This window comes from bacterium (genome assembly GCA_026708055.1).
Classification (GTDB): domain Bacteria; phylum Actinomycetota; class Acidimicrobiia; order Acidimicrobiales; family CATQHL01; genus VXNF01.
Genome location: JAPOVS010000050.1, coordinates 1 through 13,560 on the forward strand (window position 1 = coordinate 1; position 13,560 = coordinate 13,560).

Genomic DNA, 13,560 nt, shown 5'->3' on the forward strand with positions numbered 1-13,560 from the left:
CCCTGCATGCCCCCAGGATCCCACACCCCGCACCGAAACGCGAGCCTTTCAGGCCGAATAAATCAGCAGTCTCCTAGCGGGGTCCGCAGCACTTAGTCTCGCCACTGCAGGTGTCGCTAGTACGCTAGTTGCAGGGGGTACGGCAGTACAATTCACTAGGGGAATCACAATCACAGGCAAAGTTGTGGATTTCGTAAAGAGCTTGGGAAGACTGTTGGATGTGGGCCGATGGATTTATGACAATGATCGATCTCCATACAGTATCTATGCGGTGATTGATTCGTGGAGGACCTTCTGGGGGCAAGTCGCTTTGGAGATCAGCGAGCAGCTCTCTGGTGATCATCGCAAGAATTTTGATAGGTACAATAGTGCTTGCACTAGATCTAACGGGGTGCGATGGTATGATGCTGGGCAGACTATTGGACTCACGCAGGCATTCGTCAGAAGTGGGTACTTGGACTACCTTGATCCGGATCATGTCTCATAGGTGCAGTTAGACGCGATGCCGTGACTAGGGCGTAGCGGAGGAATCCGATGGATTGCTTTGTGAGTGACTCGCATTTGAGTCGGGCTGCTGCTCCCTGAGTCGCGATATGCGCCGCGGATGGTGAGCGAGAGGTGAGCACGGAGTCGATCGCGTGGTTGTGGTCGAATTGGAGAAGGGTTGCGAGCCTCTTGGGAGTGGTCGTGGCGGTCTCGGCGATCTCCGTGACGGTGGGGGCGCAGCAGGTAGGCGGTGAGACGCTTGACGTGCGGATCGTGGCGCGGAAAGTTGCCTCGGCCCGGGTGGAGTTCGCGCTTCAGCAGAGGGAGGTCGGTGGCGGTTGGGGGGAGCGGTTGTTGCCGCGGCAGCGGTTCTTTCCGGCGTCGGTCTCGGTCGGACGGTGGCTGGTGAGCACGCCTCTCGCCCTCGCGGGCGAGTCCTCCACGAGCGTGCCCCCGGGGCTCGGCTCGACGGCCGAGGATGGCACATCCGCGACGATTGTGACGACCACGTCGCCGAGCACGTCCCAGCCGCAGGCGAGCCTTGGCAAGCGGTTGCGGCCGCTTGTGCTGGACGGGGTGAACGAGTTGCGAGGAGGGTTGGCGCCGCTGGTGCTCGGTGACACTGGTGGGGCCGCGGCTGTTGGGGCCGCGGCGCAGGTGCTGGCGCAGGCCATGGCCGACGCCTCGGATTGGCAGACCGACTTCGACTTCGCGCCGCACCTGCGGGCCGAGTGGGACGTGTGGCGCTTCGTGACCGCGAGGTGGACGAGCCGGGATCCCGGCGACCAGGGCACCGTCCGGTCACTTGGCGACTCCCTGCTCGACGTGCCGGAGCACGGGCGCGCCGCGGTGGCGTGCGATCTGTGCACGCACCTCGGCCTGGGTGTCGCCACCGCACACGGGCGGACGTACGCCACCGTCGTCGTCGCCGGCCGCGCACCTGCCGAGGCCGTGATCGCCGCCGCGGAGGCGGAGATGGCCGGCCTCGTGAACGAACTGCGCGCAGGCTTGGGGCTGCCGACGCTCACCTACGACGCCGACATCGCGGCGGTGGCCCGCCGCTGGTCCGAGACGATGGGTGCCGAGGAGCGCCTCTACCACAACCCGAATTACTGGCGACAGTACCCGGCCGGTTCGCTGGCGGGGGCGGAGAACGCCTCGCAAGTGTCCGCGCCGCTCTCGCTTCGTGCCGCGGTCCGGAGGTCTTTCGACGGTCTGGTGGGCAGCCCGTTGCACTACGCCAACATGACCAACCCCGACTTCACCCATCTCGGAGTCGGCATCGCCCTCGACGACGGCGTCCTTTGGGTGACACAGAACTTCGCCCAGTACGCGGACGCGTCGTAGCGGAGTCTCGTGCCGGGCGCGATCAACCGTGCCCCGCGGTGGCAATCTCCCGGCGGGCGGCGATCATGTCTAGAGGATGCGCAGATAGGCTCTGAACAGGGGAGTTGCTGTCCTGGCACAGTGGTGCGAATCGCGCCGCCGGAGCCTGGATTCCGGCCTTCGCCGGAATGACACTCGCGGATTGGAATTCTCGGTCGGTAATGGCCGCCTATCTGTTAAGTGTATTAGCGGATAGGTAGTGACCAGGGGATTTGCTGTTCTACCGGTACATCTTTCGGCGCTGGTAGGAGGGTTGGAGGACACTCGGATCGGGATTGTCGGTCGGCGGCAATCACCTATCCGCTAACGCTCTGACGCTCTTTGGATCATCGATCGGGTGCGTTGGCCCCGTCGCCCGGTGCTCAGGTGGCCGGCGAAGGATCGTCGTCGGCCAGCAGCTGGCTGAAGGCGGCGACGATGTCGGCGTGGCGGTTGCGGAAGAACGACGTGACCGTGTCCCGGATTGCGGGACCGAAGGCGGCGGTCATGGCCGGATCGTCGTGCAGGTAGCGGAAATCCGTCAAGTGGCGCAGGAACCCGCGCACGGCCTCGAGGTCGAAGTCGATCGCGTGCCTGCGCAGATACAGGAGGATCCCCTGCTCGATGGTGATTCCGCCGTGCGTCTCGATGCGCATCACGTCGACGAAGTCGCGGAGTTGCTTGCGGTCGATGATGGCCCGGTACTTGGCGGCGGTGACGTCCTGCAGCGAACCGACGAGCAGTGAGCCCACGCTCATCGCCGGCCCGAGCCGGAACTCGTCGGCGTCGCTGACGATGTCGACCTTCACATCCTCGAACGTTCCGCGGATCATCCGATCCGACGCGGCGTCACAGTGAAACGCCCCGAGATCCGATAGAGCCGTCGTGATGCTGCGGGCCTCGAGCCGCACGGGCACGAAGAAGTCGAGATCCTCGCTCAGGCGGTGGCGGAGCCAGACGGCGAGTCCCGTCCCTCCCATGAGGATGCTGCCTGCGGGCAGGACTCCGGCGATCTTCGGCCAAGCGTCGATCGTGCCCGCCGGAAGTACGTCGGCGTAATCAGCCAGTGCCACCGTTCCGGCTCGCCAGCGTGTCGCGGATGAGCAGGCGCCTGTCCTCGGGGACGTGCGGCGTCTCCGCGACGCGTCGCAGCGCCGCGCTCGGCAGGGTCCGCAACGCCCATCCCCAGGACGTCACGTCGCCGCTCGTGAGGATCTGCTCGGCGACGAGGGCGGCGTCGCGCGGCAGCCGGTAGAGGGAGGTGTCACCCCACCAGAAGAGGTGGCGGAACCTCGCCGGGAGCCGTTCGGGCATCGGCCCCGCCGGGACCGCGGGCAACTGCGTCCTGCGCAGTACGTCCGGCACGCGGGACCAGGCCGCGACGGCGAGCTTCCAGACGAACTCCCGCCGGACCGGCCTCGACGGCACGGTCTCCTCCTCGCACGTCACGAGGCCCTCATCGAGCAGGTGCTCGAGTGCCATGGCGGCCTCCGCGGGCGTCACGCCGGCGGCCAACGCGACGGACTCCACCGGATACAGCCCCAGCGGTCGCCGCGACAGAGCGGCCAGGACACGTTGCTGCGCATCCGACAGCACGGGGGCATCCTCGTGGGGAGTAGCGAGCGGGGCGATCGCTCCGGTGGCCGTGAGTCCCGTGACCATCGACAAGACGCTAACACCCGCCGCCCGGCCCGCCGGCGGCCGGGCCGCTGCTGGAGACCTTCACGGTGAACGAGATCGCCCGCCAACTCTCCGCCTCGGCGCGGGACTGCGCGCTCTGGCACTACCGGGACAATCAGGGCCGCGAGGTCGACCTCGTTCTGGAGGACTCCGGCGGCGCCGTGGTCGCCGTCGAGGTGAAGGCGACCCAGTCCCCCGATCCCCGCCAACTCCGACCGCTCGCCTGGCTGCGCGACCGCCTCGACGACGTCGCGCCTGGCGCCTTCCGGGCCGGCCTGCTGCTCCACACCGGCGGCCAGTCCGGCAAACTGGACGACCGCCTCCACCTGCACCCCATCGACTCCCTCTGGACGGTCTGAACTCCGGGGGCGTCGCGGGCGCAGCCGTATACTCCGGCTGGCTGCCGCGACAGCCCTCCCGCGGCACGAATCAGGTACATGGAGGCGGTCCCCGGCATGTACGACGACGAGCTTGCCTTCCCGTTCGCGGGACAGTTCACCCGCAATTCGTTCACGCGAATCACCAAGGGACTGTACGGACGACCACCTCCTTCAACGTTGTCGATCGATCTCGGCGACGTTTCGCACGCGTACGCAACAGCAGTCGTCCCGCTGATCTCCTTGGTTCGGCATCTGGAAGCCAATGGGACCGAGGTCGACATCCGTTATCCGTTCAATGATTCCTACTGGGAACTCGCCGGATGGAAGCAGCTTCTCGAGGGGCGATCAGCGCCGCCTATTGACTCTCGCAGGTCCTACGTACCGGTTCAGGCGTATTCGGATGTCGCCGAACTCAGCGATTCCGTGAACGCGGCGATCGAAGTGCTGTCGCGACACATGGACTGTTCGCCAGGCGTCTTGGACTCGGTGGCGTGGACGCTCAACGAGCTTGCCGACAACGTTCTGATCCATGCCGGTGAACCAGGGGCGAGTGTTGAAGGCTTCATGCAGGTTGTGTGCCACCCTGAGCGGGAGAACGTCGCTCTTGTGGTCTCCGACTACGGGCGAGGGGTACGAGCATCGTTGTCGCAGTCGCATTCCGTCCGGGACGACGAACACGCCTTGGCGATGGCCATCCAGGCGGGAGTCACACGCGATCTGAATGCGGGGCAGGGCAACGGGCTCGCGGGGTCGGTCCGAATCGTCTCGGCCGCTGGCGGTGAACTGACCATCATGTCGGGTAACGCCGAGCTTCGTATCGTGAACGGGGACACGTCGACCCATGTGTCCGGTCAAGTGCCGGGCACAAGTGTCAGCCTGGTCCTACCCACGAGTGTCGGAATTGACATCTCGCAGGCGCTGTGGGGAACGCCTCCTACCTCCGAGTTCGAGATGTCCCACCTGGATGAGAGCGATGAGATTGTCTTCCGCGTTGCCGAGGAGGCAACCGGCTTCGGCAATCGGCAGACGGGCTGGCAGCTCCGCACGAAGTTGCAGAATCTCATGCGGCAATTCCAGGAGTCCAGGGTGCGCGTCGATTTTGCCGGTGTCGCCCTTGTGTCGGCTTCCTTTGCCGATGAGTTCATCGCCAAGCTCGTCGTCGATATGGGCCACTTCTCGTTCTTCGCTCGCGTGCGTATCGCCAACACGAATCGGTTGATCAGCCAGACGCTGGACAATGTGATCAAGCAGCGAAGTCAGCCCGGCTGACGAGCAGCCGGTGTCCGACCGGGGCACGTGCCGTCAGCCGGTGTCCAGCAGGACCGCAAGGACTCGGGGTGGGGCCATCGGCAGCTCGGGGAGGCGGGCGCCGATGGCGTCGCGGACCGCGCTGGCGACCACCGGCGCTATGGCGGTGATCAGTGTCTTCGACGCCGAGCAGATCGCCTTCAAGGTGAATGACCCCAACGGCGTCCTGCAAGCGCCGTTCGCCGTGTTCGATACTTGGATTCGGTTCGGGGAGGACGCACTCTTCGACTGAACGAAGAAGGCGTCGTCTGGTCCTCGCAGCCCCGATCGGTCAGGAGTCGGATGGAGGAGGCGACGCCGCGAGGTTGTCGACGCCGACGTAGAAGAACTCCCAGGGTTCGGGATCGGGTCCCTGGTTCTCGATTCCGGCGGGGTAGCTCGGTATGAAGCCGTGCCTCTTGGCCTCGAGGAAGTTGTCGGCGGCCAACCAGGCGTACGCGTCGGAGTGCTTGAAGTCGTTGATCCCGTACCCGGGTGTTTCCAGATCCACCGCGTACCCGGTCTGGTGACGCGAGTAACCGGGTGGCGCAACCACTCGGAGTGCTCGCCGGATCCTCTCGCTCGTGAAGGGCTCCTTCAGGTGGCGGAACAGCAGGAACCTCTGGACGTCGAATCCACGGTAGGCCGACCTCAGGATGAGTTGATGGCCTGCGTGCCGGGCCGCCGCGCTGAGAGACCCGTAGGCGCGTGCCGCCTCGGGTTGCAGCAGCTTCTGCTCGACGCTCACCAACTCGTCCAGGGAGGCGACCGCAGGCTGCAGCCGGTATCCCCGACCCTCGGCGACCTCGCCGATGCGCTCGTCGGTCTGCACGTCGCCGGTGATGGTGGGTGCGCCGGCAATGTCCACCAGGTTGGGCAGCCTCACCGAATCGAGCAGTTCCTTGAACTGTTGAGCCGAGAATCGCCGCATCCCCGCGTCCTGTTGCGCGGCGGATGTCGATGTGTCCCCCCGAACTGATGTGCCCCGTGGAGGCCTGAGGTCGTAGGGCGACGTTCCCTCGTACCGCTCGCAGTCGCCCTCGATGAGGTCATTGAGCCGGTCGAGTCGCCAGCCCGCGCCGGCCGGTCGCGGTGCGCCGTTCTCGTCGAGCAGGTGCGGATGGAACTCCCATCCGACGATCCGGTCGCCGGCGAAGTCGATCTGCAGGACGCCCGTCTCGCCCGTTATGCCCATTCTCGGGTGCCACACGAAGTTGCCCAGCGAGTAGGCCGCCAACTTTCCGTCGTCGAACTCGATGGCCTGCAGGACGTGCGGATGGTGGCCGATGACGGCGTCGGCGCCCGCGTCGAACAGTTCCTGTGCGAACGCCCTCTGCTCGGCGCTCGGGCAGGTGGCCACTTCGATGCCCCAATGGACGTTGGCGATTACGACGTCCGCCTCGCCGGCGGCGGTTCGTACGCTCTCCAGGACGCGTTCGGGTTCGGTGTCGGTGGCGATGCCGGGCGAGTCCGCGCCGGCGGGGAAACTCCGGGGCACGATCCTCGACACGCCGACGAATGCCACCGTCACGGCCCCGTGGACCTCCAGGAGTCGGTGCCGGAACGCCTCGGTGTCGTTGGCGCCCGCCCCCAAGGCGACCACGCCGGCGGCCTCCAACGAGGCGATCGTGTCGGTCAGCGCCACCGGGCCGTAGTCCTTGGCGTGGTTGTTCGCCAGGTTGGCGACGTCGATCCCGGCGTCGCCGATCCGCTTGGCCGCCGACGACGGGGCGCGGAACGTGAACTTCTTGCCGACCGGCGCGCCGCGGTCGCTGATGGCCATCTCCACGTTCACGACGGCGAGGTCGCCGGAGGCCAGGGGCGGTTCGATGCCCTCGAACGGGTCGATCCCGGCCGGCTCGGTGCGGTCCATCTGCACGTCCCCGCCCGCAAGCAACGTCCACTCCGGCGGTGCCGGGACGGCGCTCGGTCCGGCGGGCGTCAGGGGCGAGCTGGTGAGCCAGCGTCCCGGCACAGCGTCGGCGGGGATGAGCCGTCTCGTGGGCAGTTGGCGGGTTCCCCAGGTCCCCTCGCGCCGCTGCTGGAGCGCGAGTTCGATGCTCCCGCCCTCGAGCTTGCGCACGGCGATGCGTACCTGCAGGCCGGCGATCGGCAGGGGCGAGCTGGTGAGCCAGCGTCCGGGCGTGGCGTCGGCGGGGATGAAGCGTCTAGCCGGCAGGTGGCGGATTCCCCAGGTCCCCTCGCGCCGCTGCTGGAGCGCGAACTCCACGCTCCCGGCGTCGAGCACGCGCGCCGCGATGCGCACCTGCAGGCTCTCGTCGTCGTCCGCCGCGGCCGCGGTGCTGAGGACGCACGACGCGACGACGGCAGCGACCAGTGCGCACCGGAGGCGGCTTGGAGCGATCCGCCGGGGGGGGGGGGGAGATTGAGATGCGCGCCGACTCTTCGGCTCGGCGCGTGCCTGCCCACAGTCGCACTACCCGGACGAGCAGGGGGGCCAGATGGCTCTCGTCGTCGACGAGCCGGCCGGTTCCGCGGCACCGGCAGAGGCCGAGGCTACCCGCCGACGGGGCCTGACCGCTGCCTCACGATTCACCGCTTGGCGCGACACTGCACGTCAGGAGGCTGCGGAGAGGGTGGCCTCGATTGCGGCGATCCGCGCACCGTGATCGGCAATGCGCGCCAGCTGCCTGCCGTGCGCCTCCTGCGTCGACTCGATGCGCGCCAGCGACTCCTTCGCCCCGCTCATCTCCTTGCGAGCGCTCTCGAATCCCGAGGTCATGTCCTTGCGCAGGCCCGAGATGTCAGCGCGGATCGCCTGGAGGAAGACGATCAGTACGCCGATGAATCCGGCGCCGACGACGCTGATGATGGATGCGATGACGGCTGTGTTCATGTAAGCCCCCTGACAGTAGCAGTATCCGATGGTTGGGCGAACTGCTACTATAGGGAAGTCCAGCAATGTATATACAATTTACAATAATATCATGGATTTTCACTACTTGAAGCGCTCGGCTGTCAGGAGGGCGGCGAGGACGCGGGGCGGGGTCATCGGGAGCTCACGGAGGCGGGCGCCGACGGCGTCGCGGACGGCGTTGGCGACGGCGGGCGCGATGGCGGGGATGACCGGCGTGCCCACGCCTTTGGCGCCGTGGGGGCCGCCGTCGGGGTCGGGGTCCTCGACGAGGACCACCTCGATGTCGGGCATGTCGTCGGCCATCAGGACCTTGTAGCCCATGAAGTTGGGGTTCAGCGGGGCGCCCTCGTCGTGGCGCAGCTCCTCGAGGAGGGCGTAGCCGATGCCGTGGTGCAGGCACCCTTCCACCTGGCCGCGGCACCCGAGCCACGTTGCGGCGCCGCAACTCCACCGGGTCGATGTCCAGCGATCGGGCGATGTCGTCGAGCTGGGACTCCATGGCGAAGTGGATCTGCGCCGTGCCGGTGAGGATGCGCTGGACGGGCGGGGAGTCGGCGAAGATGCGAACCGGTGGAAGGTGCGCCACGTCGCCAGGCGTCAGGACCGCGAGAACACCCGGTATCGCCAGCGCGGCACTCGTGTCCAGCCCGGCGACGTGGGCGCGCGGGTGTGGCGAGCGCACGACGGCCGCGTGGACCATGCCCGGCAGCGCCATGTCCGCCAGGTACTCGGCGGAGCCCGAGACCTTTCCCCAGCCGTCAACCCGCGGCACAGAACGCCCGATGACCGGCTGCGGCGTCATCGTTCACCGCCGGCGGCCACGGCGGCCCGGACGATTGCGGCGAAGCCGCTGCAGCGGCAGATGTTCCCGGTGAGGAAACGGCGCACCTCGGCCTCGCCGGGAGCCGGGTTCTCCGCCAGCAGCGCCCTCACCGAGAGAACGAGCCCCGGCGTGCAGTAGCCGCACTGAACCGCGCCGGCGTCGAGGAACGCCTCCTGCACCGCATCAGGTGCCCCGTCCCCGATGCCCTCGATCGTCGTGATCTCGCGGCCCTCCATCGTGGCCGCCAGCAGGCAGCACGAATGGGCCGCGTCCCCGTCCACCAGCACCGTGCACGCCCCGCAGTAGCCGATCCCGCAGCCGAACTTCGTGCGGAACGAGGGCTGACACGGCCAACTCGTCGCCAGCCAGCGAGGTCATGAACGGCGCCGCCACCAGTTCGTCGACGTCCAGCAGCCGCGATCCGCGGGCCGACAGCACCTCCACCTCGGCGCCCAGGCAGAGCGCGGCCGGGATGAGGTCGCTGCCGGGGTCGGCGTGGCAGAGGTTCCCCACAAGGGTGCCGAAGTTCCGCACATGGGGCGATCCCACGTTGCTGGCCGCCTCGGCGAGCAGCGGTGCCCCGGCCGCCACGGCGGGGTCGGTCTCCACTAGCCGCGTCGTGACCATCGCCCCGAGACGCAGCGTCTCCCTCCCGGCGGTGATGCCGTCGAGGTCCCCGCAACGGTCGAGGCTGATGACGATCTCGGGGGCGGCGAAACCCAGCGTCAGGAGCGGGACGAGGGACTGGCCGCCCGCCAGGATCCGGGGATCGTTCGACGCGGACAGCAGGGCGAGGGCATCGTTGACCGAACGAGGTCTCTCAAGGGTGAGCGCGGCGGGCGGCAACGGCCCTGTCCCGCCTAGACGTGTGCCGGGCAGTCCGCCGGAAGCACTGGCGGGGCCGCCGGGCAGTGGATTCCGGCCTTCGCCGGAATGACATGGGGGCGCTTGGCGGCATCACCCGGTGGCTCCGGTCAGGTCCTGTTGGTGTCCTGGCCGCGGGCGGCCACGAACTCGGCCCACGGGATGCGGGGCAGGAAGTAGGCGCCCTCCTCGACGGTGCGCAGAAAAGACCGCAGGCCCAGGCGCCCGATGGCGCCGAGCCGCAGCGGGTCGATGCGGCCCCGCTCGTTGCAGATCGCCTCGTCGTAGGTGACCCACACCACCTCGGCCACGACCAGATGCACCTCGCCGAACGGCAGGCCCGGCGTGCCCAGATCGACGACCTGCCGCACCTCGCACTCCAGGCGGGCCAGCGCCTCACCGATGGCCGGCGAGGTGACCTTCGTTGCCGGCACCGGAGTCCAGCCCGTCAACTCGAACTCGTCGGAGTCCGCCGGCCCCTCGATGGCGACCACCTCGATCTGATCACCGAAGACCTCGGTGGTGACGTTCACCACGAAATCCCCCGAGGCCATGGCGTTCTGGTAGGTGTGCTTCAGCCCTCCGTCCTCGCGCAGTCCCATCGTGATGCCGATCAGCATCGGGTCGCCGGTGATGGGCAGGTAGTAGCTCATCGGGGCGATGTTGGCGATGCCCTCCGGGCTGCGAGTGGACACCATGGCGATGGGGCGGGGCACCACCAGTTGTGACAGCAGGAACTGGCAATCCATCGGGCTGTTCTCGGCCGGATCGAAGGTGATCGCGCGATCGGGATTCATCGGATCTCCGGATTGTCGTGGGCGGAACAAGGTCATTCCGCCCGACAACGGTACGGCGAAAGCCACCGGCGGGTGGTGTGCCGCCGGCGGTTCAGTCGGTGGGGATGGCGTCGTAGGCGGGGAAGTCGGGGTCCACGACAGTGTGGATGCCGAGCCCCGTCACCACCCGGTTGACATAGTTGAGATGGGCGCAGTGGGCGTTGGCGTCCAGGATCGCAAGGTCATCGAAACCGGCCTCACGCAGCGTCGCCAGGTCGGCCTCGCTGATCTCACCGGGACGGGTCGTCAGGTCGATCGTGTAGCGCACCAGGGCAGCCTCGGGTGCGGGCAGGGCGCCGGCGGCTGCGGCAGGATCGGTGGCCAGCAGGGTGATCTCCTCGTCGCTGAAGCCGTCGCCGCGCAGCTTGACGGTGACCTGGCTCATGCAGTGGACCGTGCCGTTCACTGCAGAGGTCACGAATCCGATGAGGTTGCGCTGCCGCGAGGTCAGCGCCGACGGGCAGCGCTCGGTCGCGGCGTAGAGCTCCAGGCGGGCGGCCACCAGCCGCGGGTACAGCGACCCCGCCAGGGTCATCTCGGTGACCTCGCCGAGCGACTCGCGCTGGCGGTCGTAGTGGCGGCGCAGCTCGTCGCCGGCCTCCTCGTAGGGCACGGTGCGGATCCACATGCCGCCATGTTCGCGCAACCCGCCCGCCCGATCGACAGGCGGCGCGGCGCGCGTGCCGTCCTCGGGTCGGCGGTCCGGTGCCCGCGGGCGGTGCCGCCGTGGAAGAACTAGTGTGCCTCCGTCACAGAACGGAGGCCGGCCCCCGCGCGCCGCACCCAAAGTCGGCTCGGAGGGTCCTGCTCTCGTTCGCTTGTGAGCGTTGTTGACAGGTCATCGCACGATCCAAGGGGGACAGAGATGACGGGAACAAAGCATTGGACACGACTCTTGGCGATCGGGGTCGTCCTCTCCTTGATCCTCGCGGCGTGCGCCGCCGAGGACACGGGCGAGACGGACGCGGCGCGCGCCGAGGCTGCGGCAGCCCAGGCGGCCGCCGATGCGGCTGAGGCGGCGGCGCAGGCCGCGGAGGCCGAGGCCGAGCAGGCCAGGGCGGAGGCCGAGCTGGCGGCGGCGCAGGCCGCGGAGGACGAGGCCGCGGTCGCCGAGGCCGAAGCCGCGCTCGCCGAGGCCGAGGCACAGGCGGCGGCAGCGGCTGAAGCCGCCGAAGCGGCCGCCGCGGCCGCGGAGGCTGAAGCGGCGGAGGCGATAGCCGAGGCTGAACTGGCGGCAGCCCGGGCTGCCGAGGACGAGGCAGCCGTCGCTGAAGCGGAAGCCGCGCTGGCCCAGGCGCAGGCCACAGCCGATGCGGCCCAGCAGGCTGCGGAAGAGGCGCAGGCCCAGGTCCAAGCGGCGCGGGCCGAGACCGAAGCGGCGCAGGCCGAAGCGGCTGCGGCGCTGGCCGCCGCCGAGGAGGCCGCGGCTGCTGCGGGCATCGACCTCGACAACGTGATCATCAGCACGCCCAGCCTCGTGGCGCAGGCGGACTACGCCAGGGCTCCCTACGTGGCGCCCGCGCATGCCGCCGGCCTGCTGGCCTTCGGTGGCTACCTGTATCGCTATGACCCGCAGGGTGACTACGTCCCGGACCTGGCGACGGACTTCCCGGAGTTCTCCGAGGACGGCCTGACGATGACCGTGACGCTGCGCGAGGGGCTCGTCTACTCCGACGGCACGCCGGTCGTGGCCCAGGACGCCGTCGTGACATTGCAGCGCGCCCGGGACGAGGGACCGTTCGGTGCCCAGATGGCGTCGTTCGAGTCCGCCGAGGCCGTCGACGATCACACGATCGTCTACACCCTGAACGAGCCGTTCAGCTGCCTCAACAACCAGATCGTCTGCAGCGAGAACATGCCCCTGCACCCGCACGAGCAGGTGCTCGCCGATCCGGAGGGGTACTTCGCCGAGCCGGTCAGCGCCACGCAATACGTGGTCTCGGACTGGGTGCCCGGCTCGCCGACGATGGTGCTCGAGGCCAACCCCAACTACTGGGCCGGCGAGGCGGTCATCAAGAAGCTGACGCTGGCGTCGGCGACCGACCCGATCTCGCGGCTGCTGCAGGTGACCACCGGGGCCGCGGCCATGGGCTTCGACATCCCGGCGTCGGTCCGCGCCGACCTGCCGGACGACGTCATCCAGATCGTCCACCCCATCGGCGGCACGTTCTGGTTCGTGATCCGAAGCGACGTCGAGGGACCCCTGGGTGACGTGCGGGTACGCAAGGCCCTGTGCCTGGCGATGGACCGCGACGCCATCAACGAGAGGGCGTTCCTCGGGACCGCCGAGCCGGGCGGCTCGATCCTGTCGAGATACCGGAGCGAGTGGGAGTACGAGGACATCGTCCCGCTGGCCCGCGACGTGGCGGGCGCCCAGGCGCTCCTCGCCGAGGCCGGCTATGCGGACGGCTTCTCGACGCCGTTGCAGACGATGGGCGCTCGTCCAGGCTGGACCGACGCCGCGACGATCCTGGCCGAGAACTGGGCCGACATCGGCGTCACCGCCGAAGTGCAGCCCCTGGAGGACGCCATCATCATCGACAACATCATCAACCGGGCCTACGACGCCATGTGGATCGGGAGCGGTGGTCCCAACTTCTCGACCCTGCGGACCCTGTTCTACCCGGACAACTTCTGGTCCAACTCCGTCGCATTCGCCGATGATTCGGTGACGACCGCGTTCGATCAGTTGGCGGAGGCCATGCCCAGGGGCGACATGGACGCCTCGCAGCGCCTGCAGACCGAGGTGCAGCGTCTGGCGCTCGACATCGGCGCCAACTACTGCCCCATGGGTGAGCGCGCCGTCCTCGTCGGCAGCCGCCTGTCGACGGACATCCTGGCGATGATCCCGGCTTCCCAGAACTTCTGGGTGGCGACCGAGAGCGGGTAGTCAACTGACATCAACGGGCCGCTGAAGCGCCCGTACCGGAGTCCCGGGGTGGTCCGACCGAGCCGAGCGGC

Annotated in this window: 13 protein-coding genes and 2 pseudogenes; 5 read left to right on the top strand and 10 right to left on the bottom strand. The window is 68.2% G+C overall.

Going from position 1 to position 13,560, the window contains the following annotated elements; genetic code table 11:
* Window positions 1-618 precede the first annotated feature (618 nt).
* On the top strand, window positions 619-1,833 hold the full coding sequence (locus tag OXG55_10340; GenBank protein ID MCY4103641.1) for a CAP domain-containing protein: 1,215 nt from the start codon (window positions 619-621) through the stop codon (window positions 1,831-1,833).
* 401 nt (window positions 1,834-2,234) lie between these two features.
* On the opposite strand, the gene OXG55_10345 is transcribed toward OXG55_10340, so the two are convergent.
* Entirely contained in the window at window positions 2,235-2,924 is a 690-nt protein-coding gene (locus OXG55_10345) for a nucleotidyl transferase AbiEii/AbiGii toxin family protein (protein ID MCY4103642.1), read from the bottom strand.
* Window positions 2,911-3,513, bottom strand: a complete 603-nt coding sequence (locus OXG55_10350) for a hypothetical protein (GenBank protein MCY4103643.1) — start codon at window positions 3,511-3,513, stop codon at window positions 2,911-2,913. The genes OXG55_10345 and OXG55_10350 overlap by 14 nt, the downstream gene beginning before the upstream one ends.
* 44 nt (window positions 3,514-3,557) lie before the next feature.
* Here OXG55_10350 and OXG55_10355 point away from each other — a divergent pair.
* From OXG55_10355 to OXG55_10365, 3 genes and pseudogenes are all read left to right on the top strand, one after another.
* Window positions 3,558-3,890: pseudogene (locus OXG55_10355) on the top strand (DUF4143 domain-containing protein).
* A 78-nt stretch (window positions 3,891-3,968) separates the two neighbouring features.
* Entirely contained in the window at window positions 3,969-5,180 is a 1,212-nt protein-coding gene (locus tag OXG55_10360; GenBank protein ID MCY4103644.1) for a DUF4325 domain-containing protein, read from the top strand.
* A gap of 103 nt (window positions 5,181-5,283) precedes the next feature.
* Window positions 5,284-5,451 carry a hypothetical protein gene (locus OXG55_10365; protein ID MCY4103645.1) on the top strand — a complete coding sequence of 56 codons (168 nt, stop codon included), beginning with the start codon at window positions 5,284-5,286 and terminating at the stop codon, window positions 5,449-5,451.
* A gap of 39 nt (window positions 5,452-5,490) precedes the next feature.
* Here OXG55_10365 and OXG55_10370 read toward each other — a convergent pair whose 3' ends face one another.
* The 8 genes and pseudogenes from OXG55_10370 to OXG55_10405 all read right to left on the bottom strand — a co-directional run bounded on the left by OXG55_10370 (window position 5,491) and on the right by OXG55_10405 (window position 11,227).
* Complete coding sequence (locus tag OXG55_10370) at window positions 5,491-7,464, bottom strand: CapA family protein (protein ID MCY4103646.1); 1,974 nt, start codon at window positions 7,462-7,464, stop codon at window positions 5,491-5,493.
* A gap of 312 nt (window positions 7,465-7,776) precedes the next feature.
* On the bottom strand, window positions 7,777-8,055 hold the full coding sequence (locus OXG55_10375; protein MCY4103647.1) for a hypothetical protein: 279 nt from the start codon (window positions 8,053-8,055) through the stop codon (window positions 7,777-7,779).
* Window positions 8,056-8,157: 102 nt separating this feature from the next.
* Window positions 8,158-8,484, bottom strand: coding sequence for a molybdopterin-dependent oxidoreductase (locus tag OXG55_10380; GenBank protein ID MCY4103648.1), 327 nt, complete (start codon window positions 8,482-8,484; stop codon window positions 8,158-8,160).
* 178 nt (window positions 8,485-8,662) lie between these two features.
* A pseudogene (locus OXG55_10385) lies at window positions 8,663-8,878 on the bottom strand (hypothetical protein).
* On the bottom strand, window positions 8,875-9,135 hold the full coding sequence (locus tag OXG55_10390; GenBank protein MCY4103649.1) for a 2Fe-2S iron-sulfur cluster-binding protein: 261 nt from the start codon (window positions 9,133-9,135) through the stop codon (window positions 8,875-8,877). The pseudogene OXG55_10385 and the gene OXG55_10390 overlap by 4 nt, the downstream one beginning before the upstream one ends.
* Window positions 9,083-9,745, bottom strand: coding sequence for an FAD binding domain-containing protein (locus OXG55_10395; GenBank protein MCY4103650.1), 663 nt, complete (start codon window positions 9,743-9,745; stop codon window positions 9,083-9,085). The genes OXG55_10390 and OXG55_10395 overlap by 53 nt, the downstream gene beginning before the upstream one ends.
* Before the next feature lie 128 nt (window positions 9,746-9,873).
* Window positions 9,874-10,560: a flavin reductase family protein gene (locus tag OXG55_10400; GenBank protein ID MCY4103651.1), complete on the bottom strand. Its 687-nt coding sequence runs from the start codon at window positions 10,558-10,560 to the stop codon at window positions 9,874-9,876.
* 91 nt (window positions 10,561-10,651) lie between these two features.
* Window positions 10,652-11,227 carry a carboxymuconolactone decarboxylase family protein gene (locus OXG55_10405; GenBank protein MCY4103652.1) on the bottom strand — a complete coding sequence of 192 codons (576 nt, stop codon included), beginning with the start codon at window positions 11,225-11,227 and terminating at the stop codon, window positions 10,652-10,654.
* A 237-nt stretch (window positions 11,228-11,464) separates the two neighbouring features.
* Between OXG55_10405 and OXG55_10410 the strand changes: the two genes are divergently transcribed.
* Complete coding sequence (locus tag OXG55_10410; protein ID MCY4103653.1) at window positions 11,465-13,489, top strand: ABC transporter substrate-binding protein; 2,025 nt, start codon at window positions 11,465-11,467, stop codon at window positions 13,487-13,489.
* The last annotated feature ends 71 nt before the right edge of the window (window positions 13,490-13,560 follow it).